The organism is Brevibacterium sp. K11IcPPYGO002 (assembly GCF_050920635.1).
GTDB lineage: Bacteria > Actinomycetota > Actinomycetes > Actinomycetales > Brevibacteriaceae > Brevibacterium.
This window is the reverse complement of the sequence record NZ_CP131929.1, coordinates 2,688,560-2,711,447: the sequence shown is the minus strand read 5'-3', so window position 1 is coordinate 2,711,447 and position 22,888 is coordinate 2,688,560. Positions and strand designations below refer to the sequence as shown.

General features: G+C 65.8%; 18 protein-coding genes and 2 tRNA genes. 15 read left to right on the top strand and 5 right to left on the bottom strand.

The genetic code is table 11. The annotated features are described in order from the left end of the window. Positions 1-131: 131 nt before the first annotated feature. The 10 genes from QYM46_RS12300 (at position 132) to QYM46_RS12255 (ending at position 11,518) form a co-directional block, all read left to right on the top strand. Positions 132-1,223 carry a branched-chain amino acid aminotransferase gene (locus QYM46_RS12300; protein WP_169252730.1) on the top strand — a complete coding sequence of 364 codons (1,092 nt, stop codon included), beginning with the start codon at positions 132-134 and terminating at the stop codon, positions 1,221-1,223. A gap of 175 nt (positions 1,224-1,398) precedes the next feature. After that, complete coding sequence (locus QYM46_RS12295; protein WP_432789140.1) at positions 1,399-2,889, top strand: MFS transporter; 1,491 nt, start codon at positions 1,399-1,401, stop codon at positions 2,887-2,889. 69 nt (positions 2,890-2,958) lie between these two features. Beyond that, positions 2,959-4,587 carry a DUF222 domain-containing protein gene (locus tag QYM46_RS12290; protein ID WP_432789139.1) on the top strand — a complete coding sequence of 543 codons (1,629 nt, stop codon included), beginning with the start codon at positions 2,959-2,961 and terminating at the stop codon, positions 4,585-4,587. Between the two features lie 78 nt (positions 4,588-4,665). Further along, positions 4,666-5,328, top strand: coding sequence for a GNAT family N-acetyltransferase (locus QYM46_RS12285; RefSeq protein WP_432789138.1), 663 nt, complete (start codon positions 4,666-4,668; stop codon positions 5,326-5,328). A gap of 74 nt (positions 5,329-5,402) precedes the next feature. Continuing rightward, complete coding sequence (locus tag QYM46_RS12280; RefSeq protein WP_432789137.1) at positions 5,403-7,610, top strand: prolyl oligopeptidase family serine peptidase; 2,208 nt, start codon at positions 5,403-5,405, stop codon at positions 7,608-7,610. Between the two features lie 10 nt (positions 7,611-7,620). Then, entirely contained in the window at positions 7,621-8,700 is a 1,080-nt protein-coding gene (locus QYM46_RS12275; protein ID WP_432789136.1) for a lipoate--protein ligase family protein, read from the top strand. Next, positions 8,697-9,467, top strand: a complete 771-nt coding sequence (locus QYM46_RS12270) for a Type 1 glutamine amidotransferase-like domain-containing protein (RefSeq protein WP_432789135.1) — start codon at positions 8,697-8,699, stop codon at positions 9,465-9,467. Before QYM46_RS12275 ends, QYM46_RS12270 begins: the two co-directional genes overlap by 4 nt. Positions 9,468-9,597: 130 nt before the next feature. Continuing rightward, the gene (gene thyX / locus QYM46_RS12265; protein ID WP_169252724.1) at positions 9,598-10,383 is read left to right on the top strand and encodes an FAD-dependent thymidylate synthase; all 786 of its coding nucleotides are present in this window, start codon (positions 9,598-9,600) and stop codon (positions 10,381-10,383) included. Between the two features lie 60 nt (positions 10,384-10,443). Then, complete coding sequence (locus tag QYM46_RS12260; protein ID WP_432789134.1) at positions 10,444-11,022, top strand: maltokinase N-terminal cap-like domain-containing protein; 579 nt, start codon at positions 10,444-10,446, stop codon at positions 11,020-11,022. A 61-nt stretch (positions 11,023-11,083) separates the two neighbouring features. Beyond that, complete coding sequence (locus QYM46_RS12255) at positions 11,084-11,518, top strand: HIT family protein (RefSeq protein WP_432789133.1); 435 nt, start codon at positions 11,084-11,086, stop codon at positions 11,516-11,518. Positions 11,519-11,592: 74 nt separating this feature from the next. Here QYM46_RS12255 and QYM46_RS12250 read toward each other — a convergent pair whose 3' ends face one another. From QYM46_RS12250 to hrpB, 3 genes are all read right to left on the bottom strand, one after another. After that, the gene (locus QYM46_RS12250; protein WP_432789132.1) at positions 11,593-12,648 is read right to left on the bottom strand and encodes a zinc-binding dehydrogenase; all 1,056 of its coding nucleotides are present in this window, start codon (positions 12,646-12,648) and stop codon (positions 11,593-11,595) included. A gap of 115 nt (positions 12,649-12,763) precedes the next feature. Then, on the bottom strand, positions 12,764-13,768 hold the full coding sequence (locus tag QYM46_RS12245) for a 3-methyladenine DNA glycosylase (protein WP_248278924.1): 1,005 nt from the start codon (positions 13,766-13,768) through the stop codon (positions 12,764-12,766). A gap of 61 nt (positions 13,769-13,829) precedes the next feature. After that, positions 13,830-16,589 carry an ATP-dependent helicase HrpB gene (hrpB, locus tag QYM46_RS12240; RefSeq protein WP_432789131.1) on the bottom strand — a complete coding sequence of 920 codons (2,760 nt, stop codon included), beginning with the start codon at positions 16,587-16,589 and terminating at the stop codon, positions 13,830-13,832. A 129-nt stretch (positions 16,590-16,718) separates the two neighbouring features. Between hrpB and QYM46_RS12235 the strand changes: the two genes are divergently transcribed. From QYM46_RS12235 to QYM46_RS12215, 5 genes are all read left to right on the top strand, one after another. After that, the gene (locus QYM46_RS12235) at positions 16,719-17,525 is read left to right on the top strand and encodes a fumarylacetoacetate hydrolase family protein (RefSeq protein ID WP_432789130.1); all 807 of its coding nucleotides are present in this window, start codon (positions 16,719-16,721) and stop codon (positions 17,523-17,525) included. Between the two features lie 69 nt (positions 17,526-17,594). Further along, positions 17,595-19,061 (top strand): glutamate--tRNA ligase, encoded by a 1,467-nt coding sequence (gltX, locus tag QYM46_RS12230; RefSeq protein WP_432789129.1) that lies wholly within the window; start codon positions 17,595-17,597, stop codon positions 19,059-19,061. A 2-nt stretch (positions 19,062-19,063) separates the two neighbouring features. Further along, the gene (locus QYM46_RS12225) at positions 19,064-20,392 is read left to right on the top strand and encodes an alpha/beta fold hydrolase (protein WP_432789128.1); all 1,329 of its coding nucleotides are present in this window, start codon (positions 19,064-19,066) and stop codon (positions 20,390-20,392) included. A gap of 202 nt (positions 20,393-20,594) precedes the next feature. Next, positions 20,595-20,666 (top strand) — tRNA-Gln (locus QYM46_RS12220). Positions 20,667-20,703: 37 nt separating this feature from the next. Beyond that, positions 20,704-20,776 (top strand) — tRNA-Glu (locus QYM46_RS12215). Between the two features lie 163 nt (positions 20,777-20,939). Here QYM46_RS12215 and QYM46_RS12210 read toward each other — a convergent pair. Together QYM46_RS12210 and QYM46_RS12205 are read right to left on the bottom strand one after the other, a co-directional pair. Beyond that, positions 20,940-21,662, bottom strand: a complete 723-nt coding sequence (locus QYM46_RS12210) for a DUF4282 domain-containing protein (protein ID WP_432789127.1) — start codon at positions 21,660-21,662, stop codon at positions 20,940-20,942. A gap of 169 nt (positions 21,663-21,831) precedes the next feature. After that, positions 21,832-22,860 carry an aldose 1-epimerase family protein gene (locus QYM46_RS12205; protein WP_432789126.1) on the bottom strand — a complete coding sequence of 343 codons (1,029 nt, stop codon included), beginning with the start codon at positions 22,858-22,860 and terminating at the stop codon, positions 21,832-21,834. Positions 22,861-22,888: the final 28 nt, after the last annotated feature.

Sequence of the window (22,888 nt, the reverse complement as noted above, 5' to 3'; positions counted from 1 at the left end):
ACCTCTGCGAGGATGAACCCAATCGAGCGACACCCGTGTTCAGGGTCGACGACATCACCCCGGTGCGGCGAGCGCCGGGGTGATGGACTACCCTGAAAGTGTCACTCATCACAAGTGAGAAGAGAGTTTTCATGACAGATTTCACCGTTCTTAAGAACCTCCAGCCGCAACCCGAGCTGGTGCGCGAGAACATCAAGAAGGATCCCGGCTTCGGCCAGTACTTCACCGACCATATGGCGCACATCCGTTACACGGTCGATGACGGTTGGCAGGGACACGAGGTCCGGCCCTACGGGCCGCTGCTGCTCGACCCGGCAGCCGCCGTTCTCCACTACGCCCAGGAGATCTTCGAAGGGCTCAAGGCCTACCGTCATGCCGACGGTTCGGTATGGACGTTCCGACCCGAGCGCAACGCCGCGCGCATCAACCGCTCCGCCGAGCGTCTCGCGCTGCCGCAGCTGCCCGAAGAGGACTTCATCAACTCGCTCAAGCAGCTGGTCAGCCTCGACCAGGCTTGGGTTCCGACGCCGGAGTCGGACGCCGATGAGTCGAGCCTGTACCTGCGGCCGTTCATGATCGCCACGGAGCGGTTCCTCGGCGTGCGGGCCAGCCACGAAGTCGACTACTACGCCATCGCATCCCCGGCCGGGCCCTACTTCTCCGGCGGCATCAAGCCGGTGTCGATCTGGCTCTCGCCGAAGCTCAAGCGCGCCGGCGCGGGCGGCACCGGCTTCGCCAAGTGCGGCGGCAACTATGCATCGTCGCTGGTGGCGACCAATGAGGCGGCCGCAAAGGGCTGCCAGCAGGTCCTGTTCACCGACTCGGTGGAGAACAAGTACATCGACGAGCTCGGCGGCATGAACCTCATGCTCGTGACGAAGAGCGGCAAGCTGCTCACCCCGGCGCTGAGCGATTCGATCCTCGACGGCGTCACCCGTCGTTCGCTGCTCGAGCTGGCACCGCAGCTCGGACTCGAGGCCGAAGAGCGTCAGATCTCCATCGAGGAGTGGCGCGAGGGGGCGGCCAGCGGCGAGATCGTCGAAGCATTCGCCTGCGGCACCGCTGCCGTCATCACGCCGATCAGCAAGCTCGTCAGCGAGGACTTCACCATCGACCACGGTGAAGAGGCCGGTGAGAAGACCATGGAGCTGCGCAGGACGCTGCTCGGCATCCAGTACGGACGTGTCGAGGACACGAACAACTGGCTGGTGCGTCTAGCCTGATCAGACGGGCGTCAGCCGGGCACGCTCTTGCGGCGGGCCGCTGCGAAGAGATTCGCGGCGGCCCGCCTTCTGCTTTCCGCTCGTCGCTCACCCGCTGACCCCCGTCGCTCACCCGCTGTCCACTGCGCCGCGGATGTTTTACTCAGTTGTGCGTAAATTGCGGTACTGTGGCCTCGTGCACACGACCACCTCGGCGTCGGTTCCGACAGCCTCCGAAGTCATCGCCCACCTGCCATGGAAGTGGCGCACCCAGGGTGCCATCTTCATCATCGGCGGGCTCGGTTTCATGTTCGACGCATGGGACGTCGCTCTCAACGGATTCCTCATTCCGCTGCTCAGCGACTATTGGAGTCTCAGCCTCGGCCAGGCCGCATGGATTGCGACCGCGAACCTCATCGGCATGGCACTGGGTGCCTTCATCTGGGGCGGCATCGCCGATGTCATCGGGCGAAAGAAGGCGTTCACTCTCACTCTGCTCGTCTTCTCGATCTTCACGGTCGCCGGAGCATTCGCGCCCGCATATGGTTGGTTCATCCTCTTCCGCTTCCTCGCGGGATTCGGTCTGGGCGGATGCATCCCAGTCGACTACGCCCTGGTCGGGGAGTTCACGCCCAGCCGACATCGCGGACGCGTGCTCACCGCAATGGACGGCTGGTGGCCGATCGGCGCCTCGCTCTGCGCGTTCGTGTCCGCCTATCTGCTCGGTTTCGGGGACTGGCGGCTGATCATGCTCGTCATGATCGTTCCCGCCCTGCTCACCGTCGCCGTGCGTTTCGGGATTCCGGAATCACCTCTCTATCTCGCCTCGGTCGGCCGGTACGCCGAAGCCGACGCGATCATCAAGCGACTGGTCGAGCGCACCGGCGCCGACGTCACCGAGTGGACCCATGAACCGGTCGGCGAGGCTGCCGCAACGCCGGCGGCCGGTGACGATGCAGCCCCGGCGACGGCTGAGCCCGACGCGGACCGGAGCACGGCGAGCCCCGCCGCGGCGCAGACGACGCCGACCTCGGACGCGGGGCCCAAGGTCAGCGGGCAGCTGCGAGCAGCCAGCGGTCAGCTCGTGCAGCTGTGGCAGCACTCAGCCAAGACGACCCTCGTCGCGTGGTCGCTCTTCGTCTCCGTCCTCCTTGTCTACTACGCGGCACTGACATGGCTTCCCGGAATCCTGAAGAAGCAGGGGCTGGCCGATCAGGCGGCGTTCCTCGTCACCGGGTCGATGACTGCTGTCGGCATCCTCGGTGTGATCGTCTCCGCGCTCATCGTAGAACGATTCGGTCGCAAATGGGTGCTCGGAGTCTCGGCGATCGTGGCCGCGATCCTCCTGATCGGATCTGCCGTATTCATCGAAGCCTCCGGCGCCGAACTCACCTGGACGGCGAAGGCCGTGATCATCGGCTTCGGCTTCGTCATCCAGATCGCGATCCCGACCCTGTACACCTATGTCTCCGAGCTCTACCCGACCCGACTGCGCGGTTCTGGATTCGGCTGGGCTTCTGCGGCATCGCGTCTGGCCACGGGAATCGCCCCGATCGTATTCGGAGCGTTCATGTGGCCGGTGCTCGGCCTGACCCTGACGTTCGTCCTCACCGGAGCTCTAGTCGTCGTCGCCGTGGTTCTGATGAGCTTCATGGCACGAGAGACGACCGGCGAAGAATTGAGCTGACTAGTGGTCTGACCAGTGTAGATGCGTTCGGCAAATGTCGTGTCAGTGCCGACAGGTAGTGTTCTGGACATGGAGGCAAAGCAGGTTCCAGACGCACTCACCGAGATCCTTCGGTGGCGCGACTGCCTGTCCGAAATGCCTCCGGCCGCGACCGAGGAAGAAGCGATCGATCGCATCACGGCTCTTGAGGAACTGACCTCCGCATGCGCCGCCGCACAGGCCCGCGAAACCCTGACGTTCGATATGCACCGAAAGAATCGGGAGGCCGAAGACGGTGTCCCGAGCAAGAAGCAAGGACTCGGGGTCGGCGCGGAGATCGGCTTGGCCAGAAAGGTCTCCCGACACCGCGGCAACGCGTTGCTCAAATTCTCACGGACCCTGCTCCTGGATCTGCCCAATGTCTACTCGGCAATGAAGGGCGGAGACATCTCGGAGGAGAAGGCACGCACTGTCGCAAAGGAGTCCGACTGGCTTCCACGTGAGAAGAAGCACGAGCTCGACGAGCGGATGGCCGAACGCCTGGCCGAGGTGGGAGTCAGACGACTGGGCAACGAGGTGAGGGCCCTGGCACAGAAGCTCGACCAGCAGGCGGCGGTCGACCACCTCGAACGCTGTGTTGGAGAGCGCTCGGTCAGCGTGCGTCCGGCACCGGGAAACATGGCTTATCTGACCGCTCTGCTGCCGATGTCGCAGGCCGTTGCCGCATTCGCCAATCTCAAGAAGTCGGCTCAGACCGTGACCGCCACCGGCAAAGCCGACGGCCGTGGTCAGAATCAGATTGCTGCGGATCTCTTGGTCGAGCGACTGACCGGGCAGGCTGCCGCTGCGGCCGTGCCCACAGAAGTCCACCTCATCATGCAGGACAGCAGTCTGTTCGGGCCCAGAGAAGAATCGGCATGGTTCCCCGGGGTCGGCCCGATCCCGGCCCAAGCCGCCAGGAACGTCGTTGCCGAGAACGAGGCCGCCACCTTCATCCGCAGGCTGTACACGCGGCCGGAAGACGGTCAGCTCGTGCGGATGGACTCCCGCCGCAGGGAATTCTCCGGGCTGCTTCGACGCATGGTCGTCTTCCGCGACGACGTCTGCCGTTCGCCCTGGTGCGAGGCACCCATCCAGCACGCCGATCATGTCGACGCGGCCGCTGCCGGCGGGGAAACAGACTGGGACAACTCTTCTGGATTGTGCGCCGCCTGCAACTATCTCAAGGAACTCAGCGGGTGGCGCCATAAGGCGACAGCCGAGGCCCTCGAGGTCGTCACACCGACCGGTCACCACTACAGGACCCGAACCAAACCGCTCAGCGGTCCCGATCCCGGGTGCGCCTCTGGTCAGGACGAAGGTCGTGGTGCGAGGCATGGCCCCGGCGAACAGGATCCTCCTGATCAGCAGCATGATCGGGAACGGCAGCAACTTCCCGGCCGACAACATGGCCCCGAACCGGGACGAGATACCGGGGAAGCAGCGGCAGAGAGGACGGCGACACCGGGCGACGGGGCTCGCGCCGTACCGCCGCGTGCCGATCCCGAATTTTCGGTGATGATCCCATGGCGATACATTCGCCGGACCTCGCAGCCGACAACCATCGATATCGGTGGGTCGAGTGTCGGAATCGACATCGTCGATGCCGATGAACGGCCGATGAGCCCAACCGAAGAACTTCTCCGCGCCGCAATCGTCGAACACAGACGCAGGCTGTGAACCGAGTCTGCCGCGGCGACGGCAAGTGGTCACCGAAAGTTCAACTGCCCGCTCCATGACGAGACTATGGTGATAGTCATGAACGACCTCACCGGGCAGCCGTCGCCCGCCGGCCATTGCGCGCGGTCGGGCCAGGTGGACGACCCCGCGGTCGAAATCGTGTGGGGGATGCCGGCGGGGATGGGTCCACAGTGGCAGGGCGTGCCCTCGGGGCCGGGAATCCGCGGTGTCCTGCCACCCCGCAGCGAGGTCGAAGCGCTCTATGGGGCCGCTGCCGCCGAGCCGCCGCTGAACGAGGACCCGAGGTTTGCGGCACTGTTCGCCGACGTCTACGACGTCTCCGTCCGCAAGGGACAGGTCCTCATGACGTTGACCCGGACCCAGCCCGACGGGCGGCTGAGCTCATTCGCCTACGGCCACCATTGGAGGTGGGAGGAGCAAAAGTATCCGTGGGCATTCGAACTGCAGAGCCGCCTCGGCGAGGCTTCGACCGAACTCGAAGCGACCTTCGCACTCAACCTGCTCGCCCGTGATCCGAAGCGGCGCGATCAAGGTCTGGGACGGCGCACCCTGCAAACCTGGATCGGAGAGGTCGGTCACTACGGCTGCTGGCTGCAGACCGACGATATCGACAGTCCGGCACGCCGCCTCTACGAAGAACTCGGCTTCTCAGAACTCGGTCACGGCCCCGAAGCCCCCAACGGTCAGCCCGGCCTGGTCATGTTCCGCAGCCCGCGGTGAGAACTGCACGTGAGAAGAATTCCTCGTCAGCGGCACCACGTGGCTGTGTCAGCAGCGGTCACTAGGATGGGACCATGCGCGAAGAAGACTCACCGACAGCGGCCCCGACGACGAGTGCCGAACTGCCCGACGACGAAAACCTCTGGCTCGAAGACATCTCCGGCGAGCAGCAGATCGCCTGGGTGAAGAACCAGAACACGAAGACCCTTGACCGATTCCACGACGATCTCTTCGACACCATCTCCGGCGAACTGCGCACCGCGCTGGACTCCGATGATCGCATTCCGATGGTCACCAAACGCGGCGACCACTTCTTCAACTTCTGGCGCGATAAGACCAACCCGAAAGGTCTGTGGCGACGCACCACATGGGAGAGCTACCGCACGGACGCACCCGCCTGGGATGTGCTGCTCGACCTCGACGAACTGGCGGCACAGGAAGACACCGCCTGGGTCTGGTCAGGAGCGATGGTCCGGCGCAGCGACAATCGGCGCGCCCTCGTCCTCTTGTCCCCGGACGGAGGCGACTCCCACCGAGTCCGCGAATTCGACCTCGACGATCGCACCTTCGTCGACGGCGGCTTCGACATCCCCGCTGCCAAGACACGACTGGCCTGGCTCGACGATGACACCGTCCTCGTCGCCACCGAGACCGACGCCGACTCACTGACGACCTCGTCGTATCCTCGCCAAGCCAGAGCGCTCCGCCGCGGTCAGACCATCGACGAGGCCCCGATCGTCGCTGAAGTGCCACGTGATCATGTGGCGATCTTCGTCGGCAGCGACATCCGCCCCGACACCGAGGCCACTGACCGCGCCGTCATCATCGACGCCATCGACTTCTTCAACTCGACGATGAGCTTCCTCGACCTCGCCGACATCACCGGCGCAGACGGGGCGCTGTCGGTCGAACCGACGACATGGGCCGACGCGCTCAACCGAGTCGACGTTCCCACCGACGTCGAAGTCGGCTTCGACCGCGACCTCGTGCTCTTCCGTCCGCAGTCGACGTGGAAATCCACCACCACCGAGGTGGCCGCCGGCGGCCTTGCCATCGCCGATATCGATGCGGTCAAGGCAGGCGAGATCACTCCGCGCGTGATCTTCACCCCGGACGCCCGCACCTCGCTGCAGTCCTTCACCTTCACCCGCGACTACCTCGTCCTCGAGCTGCTCGCCGACGTGCAGTCGAAACTCACGGTCCTCGACCTGAACAACGACTTCGTCGAGTCCACCCTGCCCGGGGTGCCGGCCAACCATATGGTCGGACTCGGCGCGGTCGACAAATACGATCCGGCCACCGCCAACGACTTCTGGATGGTCAGCACCGGCTTCCTCACGCCCTCGACGCTGTCGTACGGAACTCTGGGCCCCTCGGACGAAGCTGCGGGAACGAACTCCGAGAAGTCCACCGCCGAGGTGATCAAATCGGCGCCGGCGATGTTCGATGCCGAAGGGCTCAGCGTCGAGCAGCACTTCGCCACCAGCGCCGACGGAACGACGATCCCGTACTTCCAGATCGGATCCGACGACCTCGTGCTCGACGGCGACAATCCCACACTGCTCGACGGCTACGGCGGATTCGAAGTCAGCCGCACACCCGGATACTCACCCGTCGTCGGCATCGGCTGGCTCAGCCGCAGCACCACCGGAAATGCCATCCCGACAGGCCGCCGAGGCGTCTATGTCCTCGCGAACATCCGCGGCGGAGGGGAATACGGACCTGAGTGGCACACCTCCGCGATGCGAGAGAACCGCATGCGCTGCTATGAAGACCATTCTGCCGTGGCACGCGATCTCATCGCCCGCGGAGTGACGAGCCCGAAGAGGCTCGGCTGTGCCGGCGGATCCAATGGGGGTCTGCTGGTCGGCAATATGCTCACCCAGTATCCCGAGCTCTTCGGCGCAGTCTCCTGCGGAGTTCCGCTGCTGGACATGGCCCGGTACACGAAGCTCAGCGCCGGCTATTCATGGAAGGCCGAGTACGGCGATCCGGATGTGGCCGAGGACTGGGCGTTCATCAGACAGTTCTCGCCCTACCACCTCCTCGAGGTCGGACAGGACTATCCGCCGGTGCTGTTCTGGACGGCGACGTCGGATGACCGGGTGGGACCGGTGCAGGCGCGGAAGATGGCCGCCCGGATGCAGGCGCAGGGAATCGAGAACGTGTGGTTCTTCGAAGACACCGAAGGCGGTCATTCCGCAGCTTCGGACAATGAGCAGACCGCATTCACCCGGGCGCTGAGCTACCGGTTCATGTGGAACGCACTGACAGGGGAGTAGGTTGGCAGATATGACGAACGAGACGCAGCACTTCCACGGCGAATACAAGGTCATCGGCGGCAAACTCGTCGTCGCCGATGTCACCACCGACGGTAAGACGATCACCGAGGTGAAGATCTCCGGTGACTTCTTCCTCGAACCCGAGGAAGCCTATTTCGACCTTGCCCCGGCCCTCGTCGGCGCCAGCGTCACCGCCGACAATGCGGCCCTGCGCGGCCGCCTCGACGAGGCTCTGGCCGGATACGGAACGGATCTGGCAATGCACGGCTTCTCCACCGCCGATATCGCCACGGTCGTGCGCCGAGCTCTCGGCTCGGCCGCGAACTTCACCGACTTCGACTGGCAGGTCATCCGCGGAGAGGTGCTGCCCACTCAGCTCAATGTGGCGCTCGACCAGGTGCTGCTCGAAGAAGTCGCGGCAGGTCGTCGGCAGCCGACCCTGCGGTTCTGGGAATGGGAGGACACCGCCACCGTCATCGGGGCCTTCCAGTCCTACGTCAACGAACTGCGCCCCGAAGGTGTGGACAGGCACGACGTGCAGGTCGTCCGCAGGATCTCCGGAGGCGGAGCAATGTTCATGGAAGGCGGCAACTGCATCACCTACTCGATGTTCGTCCCGCCTGCCCTCGTCGCCGGTCTCGACTACGAAGAGTCGTATGTGTTCCTCGACCAGTGGGTGCTCGCGGCGCTGAAGACTCTCGGAGTGGAGGCGTTCTACAAGCCGATCAACGACATCTCCTCGACCGGAGGCAAGATCGGCGGAGCCGCACAGAAGCGCAATCGCGACGGCACACTGCTCCACCACGCGACGATGAGCTATGACATCGATGCGGACAAAATGGTCGAGGTGCTGCGCATCGGCGAAGCGAAGATCTCGGACAAGGGAGTGGCGAGTGCGAAGAAGCGCGTCGATCCGCTGCGGAGTCAGACCGGTGAGGCACGCAAGGACATCATCGATGTCATGGCCGACACCTTCGCCACACGCTATGGGGCCACCTACGGCACCTACACCGAGGAGGAGCTCAAGCGGGCCCAGGAACTCGTCGATGAGAAGTTCGGGACCGAGAAGTGGACGCACCGGGTGCCGTGACAGCGAGCCCCGGCCCGATCGCCGAGGCGGTCGAACCGTTCCGCGGCACGATCGTCGCCCTCGGCGGCGGTGGGTTCTCGATGTCCGAGACCGGGGAATCGGCCATTGATGACGAACTTCTGCAGATGGCGAGTCGGCGAAGCACCGCATCCGATCTCCCAAATGTCTGCTTCGTCCCGACGGCATCCGGCGACAGCCGCGACTACATCGAACGGTTCGAAGCGGCTTTCGGAGGACGAGCCCAGACGCATGTCCTCTCCCTGTTCGGGCAGAGTCCGTGGGACTACCAAGATCCGGGGATGCTGCTCGACATGGACCTCATCTACGTCGGCGGCGGCTCCACGGCGAACCTGCTCAGCCTCTGGCGGCGGCACGGCGTCGACCAACGGATGAGAGAGGCGGCTGCCGGCGGCACGATCCTCGCCGGCATCAGCGCCGGAGCGAACTGCTGGTTCGAGGCATCCTCGACGGACTCGTTCGGTCCGCTGGCCCCGTTGGACGATGGGCTCGGATTTCTGCAGGGGAGCGCCTGCCCGCATCTCCACGGCGAACCCGGCCGGGAAGCCTCCTTCCGGAAATGGATCGCCGACGGCATCCTGCCGGGCCCGGGAACCGCCATCGACGACCATGCCGCGGTCGTCTACGAAGACGGCAGAGCCACCTCGGTGATGGTGGAATCCGACGGCGCAGCCGCGTATTCGGTCGACGAACACGGCCGACTCCGGACCCTGGACGACCACGCACGGCCGCGGGCCGCCGAGGAATGAACGGCGAGAGCTCCCGGGCTGCCATCGCTGACTGACGAATCGAGAAGCGTTTCGGGACGGACGGGTGCGGAATCAGCGGCGGTGGTCTGTAGGATTGGGAACCAATCACGTCCCCTGCACAAGGAGAGCCATGCGCCAGGTCGAACCGTCCGTTGAACTGCTCGCCAAGCCCGATATCGATTGGGAAGCGATGAGGACTTACCTCGATGAGGTGGGCGGAACTTCCTGGGCCGATCGCGTCGAGGATGCGGAATCTCCCGACGCCGAGGATCTCCTCGAGTTCTCCGGACGCATGTGCTACCGCTCGTGGGAGCCGGGCCTCAACCCGAACGTCTCTCGCGTGCGCACCGATTCCGCGCAGTACCTCGGCAATGTCGTGAAGTCCCAGCACGGATCCGTTCTCGAACACGCGAACTTCACCTTCGTCCTCCACAACGTCTCCCGCGTGCTCACCCACGAGCTCATCCGCCACCGCGCGGGGTCGGCGTTCTCGCAGGAATCGCTGCGTTACGTCCGCCTCACCGACATCCCGTTCTGGTTCCCCGAGTGGGCACGCGAAGACCCCGAACTCATGGAACGCAGCCTCCAGGTCCTCGACACCCTCGAGGAGCACCAGAAGTGGATGGCCGAGCACTTCGAGCTCGACGAGGAGGGCACGAAGTTCTCGCACAAGAAGCACATGACTTCGTTCATGCGCCGCTTCGCCCCCGAGGGACTGGCTACCGGCATCGTCTACACCGCGAACCTGCGTTCTCTGCGCCACGTCATCGAGATGCGAACTGCGAAGGGCGCCGAAGAGGAGATCCGCCTCATCTTCAACAAGATCGGTGAAGTCATGCGCGAGGAGGCTCCGGCGGTCTTCGCCGACTACGAAGTCGTCGACGGAGAATGGATCCCCGGCACCCGCAAGGCCTGAGGCTCGCCACCACCAGCCGCACCTGACGCCGACGTCAGACAGATTCCAGGAGGACATGCCATGGCAGATATCTACGCAGCTCAGCTCAACCCCGGCAAGCTCGACGTCGTCAGCGACTGGGTGGCCAAGCAGGATTGGGCCGCTGAGCTCGATCTCGAGGCGAATCCACTCAAGGCCGTCACGGCGTACCGTTTCGACGACCCCATCGGAGAGGTGGGCATCGAGGTGCACATCGTGCGCAGCGGCGATCAGCTGCTGCAGGTGCCGCTGACCTACCGTGGGGCACCCCTCGACGGCGCCGACGAAGCATTCGTGGCGAACATGGAGCATTCGGTGCTCGGCAAGCGGTGGGTCTACGCCGGCATGGGCGACCCGCTGTTCCGGCAGCGCCTCGACCACACCATCGCCACCGCGTCGACCGCGGCGAAGCAGTACCGCGTCGACGCTGAGGGCAATCGGGGAGAGGAGATCACCGATGTGGCCCACGCCTTCGGCACCGGACCGTTGCCGGGTGCCGGCGACGTCGAGATCCTCTACCGCCTGTCGCCCGAATCGCCGGCGGAGAAGTCCGACGCCGGTCTGCTGCTCGGTCGGTGGGAGGGCCAGGACACGAACGTCGTCCTCGCCATCATGGTCTGACGGGGATCGGCACTGCCTGATACGGCCCAATCAACTCACCGCGGGGGAGGAACCGGAACTCATGAGCAGCGACTGCATCTTCTGTCAGATCGTCGCAGGTGACGCACCGAGTGCGCCGATCGCCGAGACCGAAGCGACGTTGGCGTTCATGGACATCCAGCCCGGGTCGGACGGGCATCTGCTCGTCGTGCCGAAACGTCACAGCACTGATCTGCGGGACATCCCGGCAGACGACCTGGCGGCGGTTGCGCTCGAGTCTCAGCGCATCGCCAAGCACGCCTATACGGCCTGGGATGCGGACGGAGTCAATCTCCTCAACTGCTGCGGTGCCGATGCCTGGCAGTCGGTCTTCCACTTCCACATGCATGTCATTCCGCGCTACCGGGACAAGGGCAAGGACCGCCTGCGGCTGCCGTTCGAACCCGGCGTCCGCGGGGATCAAGAGCTCATCGGCTCCATGGCCGCGAGCATGCGGGAGTCGCTCGACGCGGAGTGAGTCATTGCCGTGATCGCCGGCGGTGTGCTCGACCTCGCCGAGGCGACGCACAGTGTCCGAGTCCCCGGCCGTTCTCACCGCGCCAGGTCGATGATCGTCATCCCCGCCGCAGCGGCGGGGGAGCCCATCGCCTCCATCGCCGCCGGTGCCTCGTCGAGTCCGATGACAGTGGTGACGAGATCCTGCGGGCGCAGCCGTCCCTGCACGACGAGGTCGACGAGCTCCGGGTACTCTGCCGCGGCCATTCCGTGCGATCCGAGCACGCTGAGTTCGAGCGCGATCACCCGCGGCAGGTCGACGACCGGTTGGTCGGGCAGCAGACCGATCTGCACGTGCCGGCCCAAGGGTGCCAGAGCTCCGATCGCCGCCCGGATCGTGTCCTCCCGGCCCAGTGCATCGACGGTCACGGCCACCCCGTCAGGATCGGTCGACGCGAACTGCGCGACCACCTCGGCGCTCAGCTCCTCGGGACTGAGATCGCGAGCGTTGACGGTCCGCGCGGCACCGAACTCACGGGCGGACTCCAAGGCCGCATCGCTGACGTCGACGGCCACGACCGTCGCACCGAGGGCACGGGCGATCATGATCGCAGACAGTCCCACCCCGCCGCAGCCGAACACGGCGACCGTCTCGTCCGCGGCAAGCCGAGCCCGCACGCGCAGACCATGGAAGGCCGTGGCGAATCGGCACCCGAGACCGACGACGGCCGCGGCCGGCAGACCCTCGGGCACGGCCACGAGGTTCGCATCGGCATTGTGGATGACGACCCGATCCGCCCACGACCCGAAATGCGTGAATCCCGGCTGCGTCTGATCCGGGCACACCTGCGCATTGCCGGAAACGCACCACCGGCAGCTCCCACACCCGCATACGAACGGCACTGTCACCCGCTGGCCGGGGCGGAACTGCTCCACACCGACCCCCACCCATGCGACCCGACCCACCAGCTCATGCCCGGGTACATGGGGGAGAGTGATCGTCGAATCGTGGCCGGACCACGCGTGATGATCGCTGCGGCACACTCCGGTGGCTTCGACGTCGATGACGACGCCGGCATCGGGGGCAGTGGGCGCGGGAATCTCCTGCAGCCGAGGGCGGACGGAGAACTGATCGAAGACGATGGCGCGCATAACGCCGATCGTAGGCCGCGTGCCCTGCGCAGGCTGAGCCTGTCCGCTCTGTGGCGGGCGGAGTGACGAGGCGCCTCCGACTCAGCGCTGATGGCTTCCGGCAGCCGCCGACTTCTCAGCGCGGATGAACTCCGGCGACTGCCAAAGCATCGAGCAGTCGAGCCCGCAGCGCCTGCGCCCTGGCCGAAAACGCGCGTTGCCGCTCCATGTACTCGGCCTTGCCCGCCGCGGTCTCGACGGCGACGACCCCGTAGCCCCATCCGCGCAGGTCATAGGGAGAGGCCTCCATGTCCAGAGTGCGGATATCGAGGGCCAGATCGAAGCAGTCGACGACGAGGTCCGAATCGGCGACCGGTGAGATCTTCATCGCCCACTTGTACAGATCCATCCCCGCATGCAGACACCCGGGCTGCTCGTTGCCGACCATGCCCTCACGGCTCGGCTGCAGGGTGTTGAGCGGCCGGGCCGGTGCGGTGAAGAAGCGGAACGCATCATGATGCGAGCACTGGATGCGGTGGCCTTCGACCACGGCATCGGTCTCGGCGGGGCTCAGACGCAGCGGCACCTGCTGATGACGGCGCTGCTCCTCGGTGAGTCGGTAGACCATCGCCCACTCGTGAATGCCGAAACACCCGAAATTCGCCTCCCGATTCAGCGTCGACGACAGCAGGGAGGCGATGAACTTCGCCCCGTCCCCACGGTCGGTCCGCCAGGACTCGAGGTCCACCTCGGCGAGGTTCCGGTCCTCGTCGATGAGGTACCAACGCCGGTCGAAATATCGGTGATCGGCCGCCTCGGCGAGTTCGACGCGCACCCCCGGCCCGGGATGCCATTTCTTCAGCTGCCCGACCTTGAACGGGTAGTAGGTGAAGAGGAAATCCTCGACCGGATGGGACTCCTGCCGCATCCGCCGTTCGATATGGGCATCCGTGCGTTCGGCGATCCGATCTTCGTGCTCATCACGCAGCCCGCGCCAGTGAGAGGCGGCAATGACACCGTCACCGAGGCGGCCGGCCGGTTCGTCGGTGCGCTTGTTCGCCGCAGCGATCGGGGCCACCGCCGACGAGGCGGTCGCCGCAGCGATCGGGTCGGCAGTCGTGGTCGATGGCGCGGAAGTCACCGCACCATTGTCCCAGACGACGGCCGGGCCCGCATGCGCGCCGGGCCCGGCGATGAGTCGGTCAGCGGCCCGAGCGCTTTGTGCCCTTCGCCGCTGGAGCGTTGAACGGGTCCTCCGGCCACGGGTGCTTCGGGTAGCGACCCCGGTTCTCGGCTCTGACATGGGCATACGCGTTCGCCCAGAACGATGCGAGGTCGGTCGTCACGGCCAAGGGCCTGCGCGCCGGGGAGAGCAGATACATGGTGACCGGCACCCTTCCGTCGCAGATGCGCGGCACTTCGGTCCAGCCGAAGCATTCCTGGAGTTTGACCGCGAGGATCGGGCTCGGGATCTCGGCGCGCTGGGGTGAGGTCGGAGACTCATCGTCGGCTCGGGAGTCGTCGTCCGCTCCGGACGCGGCCTGCGGCTCGATGAGATCGGGGTCTGAGTACTCGAGGCGGATCGCGGATCCGCTGGGCACTGTGATGTGGGTCGGGGCCAACTCGTCGAGCCGGGCCGCTTCGGGCCACGGCAGCAGGCCGCGCAGGGCGGAGACAAGATCGACCCGGGCAGGGTCGGAGCCCTTCGCGATGCGGTCGAGCACATCCGGGCACCACTGATCGAGCGTGGCGGACAGGTGCTCCCACGTCACCTCCGGCCAGGGCTCCCCGACGACCGCGCGGAGCAGACCGAGCCTGGCCCGCAGGTTCTCGAATGCCTCGGACGGCAGCAGAACCTCGCGGGCACCTCGTTCACGCACTGATGCGGCGATGGCGCGGCGTGCGAGCTCGGGCCCGGCCTGGATCGGGGTGGACGTCAGTTCGATCCCGCCGAGGCGGCTGCGCCGAACCGCGCGGACCTTCCCGGACTCGAACGTCGCCGACTCCTCCGTGTGCAGCAGCCCGGCACCGGCGAGTTCCGCGGTATCGACGTCGATGGGCACGGCAGATCGGATGATCGCACGCGAACCGGCCAGACCCACCTCGGCGATGGCCAGCCACCGACTGCCCTGCAGAGAGGAGTCACGCGGCAGGCTCGCCGCAGTGCCCGAAGCCAGCAGATAGTCGGAGTCCGAAGCACTGCGCAGCCGTGCGATCTGCAGGGGATACGACAGTGCCGTGACGAGTCCGAGATCCTCGGGTGTCAAAGATGTGGCGGAATTGCCGCCGCAGTCTCCCGAGCCTCCGCCATCGCCGTCCGAGGCGAATTCGCGGGCGATCGACGCGAACCGTCTGCGGTCCTGAGCGAATCGGGCATCTCTGCTGCGCCGCAGTTGACGCATCAGAGCGGAGAGATCGGCGCCGGGAGCCCGCTGATCGGACTCGATGACGGCGATCGCCTCGGCCGCACGAACGGGGTCGAGCAGCGCTGCCCCGTCGAGGAGGCCGCGTGCCGCCCACACCGAGGCGGGAATCGCCGCGATCGCCCGCCCGGTCTCGGTGACGTGATCTGCCTCCACGGCACCCAAAGCCACAAGATTGTCGACCGCCTGCCGCTTGGGGCCGGCCGGCAGCGGATCGAGCAGGAGGGCCTCGTCGCCGCCCCACGTGGCTAGGGCCAACACCGCGGAGGTGAGATCGGAGGTCGCGATTTCGGGTGGAGTGTGCTCGGGCAGGCTCGCCCAATCGGACTCTGACATGCAGCGATACGCGACGCCCGGTCCCTGCCGAGCGGCACGGCCGGAACGCTGCGTGCCCGAAGTCTTCGACTCGCGCATCGTCACCAGCCCGGACATGCGCCGCCGCGTATCCAAGCGCGGCCCCCGGGAGAGCCCGGAATCGACGACGATGCGGACACCGTCGATCGTCAGCGCCGATTCGGCCACCGATGTCGAGACGATGACCCGCCGGTTCCGTCCCGTGCCGGACGAGCCCGGATCGACCGGACGCAGGATCGCATCCTGCTCCTTCGCCGGAGTTCGGCCTGTCAGCGTGTGCACCTCGACCGCGGCGGAATCCGAACCACCACCTGCGCTCGCCTCCAGACCTGTGCCCGCCTCGGCACCTGTGCTCGAGCCCACACGACGCCGCACTCGGGACGCCACTTCGTCGACCTCACGAGTCCCGGGAGCGAAGACGAGCACGTCCCCGGCGGCGTTCTCCTCGAGCGCGCGCACCGTCGTAGCCGCCAGATGATCAAGGAAATCCCAGGTCACACCTCGCGCATCGAGCGGCCGTTCCTTCGCCGGTGTCCACCGGACTTCCAAGGGATGAGTCTCGGCGGCCACCGACAGCAGAGTCGCCGGTGCCTGCGGCCCGTCCCCGAGGCGCGCGGCCCACTGCCGCGCATCCAAGGTCGCAGACATGATGACCACAGCGAGGTCCTCACGCAGATCTGCCAACTCCCGGCACATCGCGAATGCGAGATCCGTATCCAACTGTCGCTCGTGCACCTCATCGAGGATCACTGCCGCGACGCCGGTCAGCTCCGGATCGCGCAGCAGCCGTGACAGGAGCACACCCGTGGTGACGAATTCGATGCGCGTCGCAGTCGTCATCCGCGACTCACCGCGGACGGTGAAACCCACCACCTCGCCGAGGCGGGTCCCCGTCAACGATGCGAGCCGCCTGGCCGCGGCGCGGGCAGCCATCCGCCGCGGTTGGGTGACGATGATGCGGCCCGGGAGTTCGGCACCAGCCGAACCTCCGGAGAACCATGCCACGTGCTCGGCGATCATCGGCGGCACCACGGTCGTCTTACCGGTTCCGGGAGGAGCCTCCACGACCACTCGCGGGAAGGGGGCCGCCTCGGCGAGGCTCAGCTCTTCGATGAGCGCGGCGGCGGGCAATCCGGCCCCGATGCGGGCGAGATCGAAGGTGTGCGGGACGTGCGGATCGGGCATGACACCAGTCTCTCAGCAGGGCGGTCACGCCCGCACATGGGACGCCACCTGAGGATCTGCGGGGACCCGATCACGGTTCGAGGTGCACCGACGCGCGGAAGGCACCAGGCACTGACTAGACTGGGGCACATGCGTATCGCCAGATTTGTCCATCAGGACGAGCCCAAATACGGAGTCGTCGAAGGTGAAGTCCCGCCGATCACCGACGGCAGCTGGGACACGTCGGGTCTCGAACTCGCCGTTCTCGACTCCGACCCATTCTTCTCTCCGGCCCAATCGACAGGGGAGAGGCTGAAGATCGAGGATGTGCGTCTGGTCAGCCCCATCCTGCCGCGTTCGAAGGTCATCGGCGTCGGCCGCAACTTCGCCGACCATGCCACCGAGCTCGGCAATGAGGTGCCGGTGTCCCCCCTGACCTTCTTCAAACCCAACACCGCCGTCATCGGCCCCGGCGACCCCATCCGTCTGCCCGCCATCAGCGAATACGTGAGCTATGAGGCCGAACTCGCCGTCATCATCGGCCGGGTGGCCAAAGGTGTGAAGGCCGAGAACGCCAACGACCACGTCCTCGGCTATACCGCCGGAAACGATGTCACCCTGCGCGACATCCAGAAGGCCGACAAGCAGTGGTCACGGGCGAAGGGCTTCGACACCTCCTGCCCGCTGGGCCCGTGGATCGAAACCGAACTCGACGTCGACGACCTGAATATCCGCTCCTGGGTCGACGGAGACATCAAGCAGGACGGGACCACCGCCGACTTCATCTTCGACATCCCGACCCTCATCGAGCACCTGTCCGAGACGATCACCCTGCTGCCCGGCGATGTCATCCTCACCGGAACCCCGGCCGGCGTCGGCCAGATCGTGTCCGGCAACCGCATCGACATCGCCATCGACGGGCTCGGCGTCCTGTCGAACCCGGTCATGGACGCGTAAGCCCCGCACCAGCAGCGCCACCGCGCACACCACAGACTCACACCCGAGAAGATCACGCAAAGGACAATCGTGAGCGTCACAGTTCGTTTCTGCCCATCACCCACCGGCACCCCGCACGTCGGCATGGTCCGCACAGCCCTATTCAACTGGGCCTACGCCAAGCACACCGGCGGCAAGTTCGTCTTCCGCATCGAAGACACCGACGCGGCACGTGACTCCGAAGAGAGCTTCGGACAGGTCGTCGAGGCCCTCAAATGGCTGGGCCTGGACTGGGACGAAGGCATCGAGGTCGGCGGCGTCAATGGACCCTACCGCCAGTCGCAGCGCGGCGAGATCTACGCCGAGGTCATCGAGAAGCTCAAGGCCGGCGGCCATATCTACGAGTCGTATTCGACGAACGAAGAAGTCGAAGCCCGTCACAAGGCGGCAGGCCGTGACCCGAAGCTCGGCTACGACGGCTACGACCGCGACCTCACCGACGAGCAGAAGGCCGCCTTCCGCGCCGAGGGCCGCGAACCCGTGTGGCGCGTGCGCATGCCCGATGAGGACATCACCTTCACCGACCTCGTCCGCGGCGACATCACCTTCAAGGCCGGCACCGTTCCCGACTTCGTCGTCGTCCGCGCGAACGGCCAGCCCCTGTACACCCTGGTCAACCCCGTCGACGACGCACTCATGGGCATCACCCACGTGCTCCGCGGCGAAGACATCCTGTCCTCGACCCCGCGTCAGATCGCTCTCTACGAACACCTCAAGGCCATCGGCATCGCCGAGGCGACCCCCGAATTCGGCCACCTGCCCTACGTCATGGGCGAGGGCAACAAGAAGCTGTCGAAGCGGGACCCCGAATCGAACCTGTTCCTCCACCGCGAGAACGGCTTCATCCCCGAGGGACTCATCAACTACCTCGCGCTGCTCGGCTGGTCCATCGGACCCGACCGCGACGTGTTCAGCGTCAAGGAATTCACCGAGGCCTTCGACATCCACGATGTCCTGCCCAACCCGGCCCGCTTCGACGTGAAGAAGGCCACCGCCATCAACGCCGACCACATCCGCCTCCTCGAGCCGGATGACTTCCGTGATCGTCTGGTGCCCTACCTCCAGGCCGCCGAGGTGCTCCCGAAGGCCCCGACGGATGCTCAGCTGCAGATCCTCGACGAGGCGGCACCGCTCGTGCAGACCCGCATGAAGCTGCTCGGCGAAGCTCCCGATCTGCTCGCGTTCCTCTTCACCTCGGACACCGACCTGACCATGGCCGAAAACGGACTGAAGACGCTCAAGGACTCCGCCCCCGAGGTGCTCGCCGCCTCCATCGAGGTCCTCGACGGCCTCGACGAGTGGACGACTGCCAAGCTCGAAGAGGTGCTCTCAGCCAAGCTCGTCGACGAGATGGAGATCAAACCGCGCCTGGCCTACGGACCCCTGCGTGTGGCCGTGTCCGGCCGCAAGGTCTCACCACCGCTGTTCGAGTCGATGGAGATCCTCGGCAAGGACTCCTCGCTGACCCGCCTCAAGGCACTCGCGGCGCAGCTGTGACCATGGTCGAACAGAAGAACTGGACCCGCGGGGGACTGCACTTCCGTGACGTGTCGGTCACCGTGCCCTTCGACCATTTCGGACGGGCCGGGGACGCCGCCTCGGCGGGGGAGAACGCCGCGTCAGCCGCCTCGGGGACGGTGAATCTGCCGGACACGATGGACGTGTTCGCCCGGATCATCGCCACCGAGGCGGACAGCCGGAAACCCTACCTCGTGTACCTGCAGGGCGGGCCCGGCGTGGAAGCCCCGCGCCCGGGCATCGCCGGCGGATCCAGCGGTTGGGTGAAGCGGGCGCTCGAGGAGTTCCAGGTCGTCATGCTCGACCAGCGCGGAACCGGACGATCGAACCCGATCGGCTCTGTCGATGGGGCCATCACCGGCCTGGAGACGGTGGGGGAGGACCCGACCGCGATCGCCGAGGCGCTGTCGTTCTTCCGCGCCGATTCGATCGTCGAAGACGCGGAGATCCTGCGCGGCCACCTCGGGGCGGACACCTGGTCCCTGCTCGGGCAGTCCTTCGGCGGCTTCACGACTCTGCGCTATATCTCCGCGCATTCGAATGCCCTTCACGAGGTGTACTTCACCGGCGGTGTGCCGGCGATCGGCCTCGACCCGGCGACCGTCTACGGACGGACGTGGGAGGGCATGATCCGCAAGTCCGAGCAGCACTATGCGGCGTTCCCCGGTGACCGTGAGAAGATGCGCAGTCTCGTCGAGCTCGCATCCGTCGGGGACGGGCTCGCCCTGCCCGGGGGTGCGCGTGCGACTCCGGAGCGGATCCGTCTGCTCGGGCACTTCCTCGGTGCCTCCGATGGCCCGGAGAAGCTGCACTATCTGCTCGACCTCGATTTCTCTTCGGCAGCATTCCGGCACGACCTCGCCGCGTCTCTGCCGTTCTCGGGGCGCAATCCGCTCTACGCTGTCATCCATGAGTCCTGCTGGGCCGACGGCACGGTGACGAATTGGGCGGCCAGGCGGGCGATGCCCGATGCCGTGGTCAAGGATCCGACGCTGCTGGCCGGCGAACATGCCGGGCCGGAGTCGATGCACGAAGACCCGGAGCTTGCCCCCTTCGCCGAGGTGGCCGAGCTCGTCGCTGCACGTCAGTGGCCTCGTCTCTACGATATCGACGCTCTGCGGGCCGCCTCGGTGCGCGGCGCTGCGGCAGTCTACTTCGACGACGCCTACGTGCCGGTGGAGTATTCGCTGGCCACGGCCGAGCACCTGTCCGGAGTGCAGCCGTGGGTGACGAACGAGTACGAACACAACGGCCTGCGCGCCGACGGATACCGAGTCCTCGACCGGCTCATCAGACTCGCCCGCGGGTGAGGCTGGGGCCCGTCGGGGCAAGTAGACCGAGCCTGCGCGCGGGACTACTGGGCCCGTCGGCGGGCTGGGTGCGGTGAGCCTGTTGTGTTAAGAAGGTCACATTGAAAATGGCCCTCTGAGATTTGTCCGGAGGCGGGGTGCTTGTGTAGAGTTATATCTCGTTGCTCAGGGAAATCTCCTCGGGGATGACCTTGAAAAACATTGGGCTATGGTGTAATTGGCAGCACGAGTGATTCTGGTTCATTTAGTCTAGGTTCAAGTCCTGGTAGCCCAGCGGACACAGTCTGGATCAGTCCAGGAGTGTTGTTCTGGCCCCCGTCGTCTAGTGGCCTAGGACGCCGCCCTCTCAAGGCGGTAACGGCAGTTCGAATCTGCTCGGGGGTACGGTTGAGCCCCGCATCGAATTTCGGTGCGGGGCTCACTCTAATTCACGGGCTTTCCTGCACCGTGTCAGCATCCGCGGGTTCAAGATTCATATGCACTGAATGAGATCACCACTTCTGCACATTGAAGCCGCTCCTGCGCCAGAAATACAGGGCGCAGCGAGTCAGCGGGAGACCGAGTCGGCGATGCGCTTCGTGTGCTCGGCCGTCTTGATGTTGGAGACGATGAGCTCGAGCACGAGACGGACGCCGATGACCCACAGCGCCGGAATGATCCAGCCGAAGATGATGGCGATCAGCAGCGGCCAGATGCTGAAGCTCGGGCCGCCTGTCATATATGCCGAGGCCGTACCTGCTGCGATTCCCGTGGTGATGCCGGCGATGATGGTACCCAGGTAGGACAGGACCGCGACCACGATCGCGATGATGTAGATGAAGCCCGCCCACTTCACCGCGATGAAGTTGTCGAAGCGGATGTCGAACAGCGACTTGAAGAACCCGGCCTGCTGGGGTGTCGACTGCGGAGCCTGACCATACGCCGGCTGACCGTAGGCGGGCTCACCGTAGGCCTGCTGCTGTGCCGCTCCCTGCGAGTAGGCGCCCTGCTGGTAGGGATCCTGCTGATAAGCGCCGGGCTGCGAATACCCGCCCTGCTGGTACTGCTGCCCCTGTGCCTGATAGGCATTGGGATCGTAGGTGCCCTGCTGATAGGTGGGCTGGTCGGGCTGGAACTGTGCGTTCTGACCCTGTTGCGCTGCCTGATCGTCCTGGCCCGGCTGGTCGGGCTGGGCGTTCTCAGGCTGGTCTCCCGCGCCGGGGTTCTGGCCGTTGAGGTTCTGCTCAGCCGAGCTGCTGTTCGGGTCGTTCGGGTTCTGCGGTGTCGACATGGTGTCCCTCTCGAGAATGGAACGCACCCAGGGCAGGGCACGCTCGCCTGATATCTGCCTGTCATCGCAACCTATCAGGATGCGCCGATCCGCGGCAGGGTGACTGTCATTCTGGGAGGAACAGCGAAGTATTGACTCGGTCCGCAGCCACAGGCTGAGGTGGGAGGTGCTAGGCGTCGGAGTCGGCAGAAGCACCGTCAGGAGCGGCCGAACCGCTGCCTGAGATAGGCGAGCCCGATTCGGCAATCCCGTCGTCGACCCCGGTCAAAGCGATGCTCCACTCGACGGCAAGCTCGTCACCGGGGGCGACGACGTCGAAGTCCTCGCCGGCCGCGCCGGCGGCGAACGCATTCGGAGGGCACGTCATCGGCTCGATCGCAATCGCCCGACGAGCCAGATCCTCATTCAGGCCGTCGCCCGTGCACGCCTGCCAGGTGCGGAACCCTGGCCCCATCCCGACGACGACCTCGCGCAGATCGGCACCCTTCAGTCGTGCCCGAGACCACCCGTCGTCCCCGCGCCGAGGTGAGTCGTACGCATCATCGAGGATCGTTCCGCCGATCAGGCGCAGCGCCCGGAAGTCCTTGCACACCATGCACGCGGAATCATCGGAGGCATGATCGGCCGGAACCGCGGTACCGTCATCGAAGGGGCGCACGGCGGTGGGGATGAGCCGCTCATCGGTCTCATACCAGTGGGCAGCGGGAATGACGAGCTGAGCCTCGTCGACGAGTTCACCGTCCCCGGGCGAGAGCCACGGGTGAAATCCGAAACCGAACGGCGCGGGAGCCGACCCCGTGTTGCGGGCACGTGCGCGCATGCGCAGCTCCGCCTCGGCGAGTTCGGCATCCACCCGCAGGTCGAACGCGAAGGGATACCCCTCTGTCGGCTCCAGCGAGTATTCGAGACTGACCGTCGACTCGGTGCGCTCGACCACGGACCATTCGACGTCGGCGACGAGACCGTGCAGAGCAGTATCCCGCTCGGGCTCGGTGATCGGCAGTCGGTGGCTGTCGCCGGCGAAGTCGAAACGGCCGGCATCGATCCGATTCGGCCAGGGCGCGAGCACGGCCCCGTCGAAGGCATTCATCGGCACCACGATCGGCCGATCGCCGACGCTGAAGCGAACCAGGCTCGCGCCGATGGGGGAGATGACCGCCGTTGACTCGCCACAGGCGAGTTCGATGGTGGCGGTCATGGGTCTCCAAAGGGGTTCGAGTGCGGGA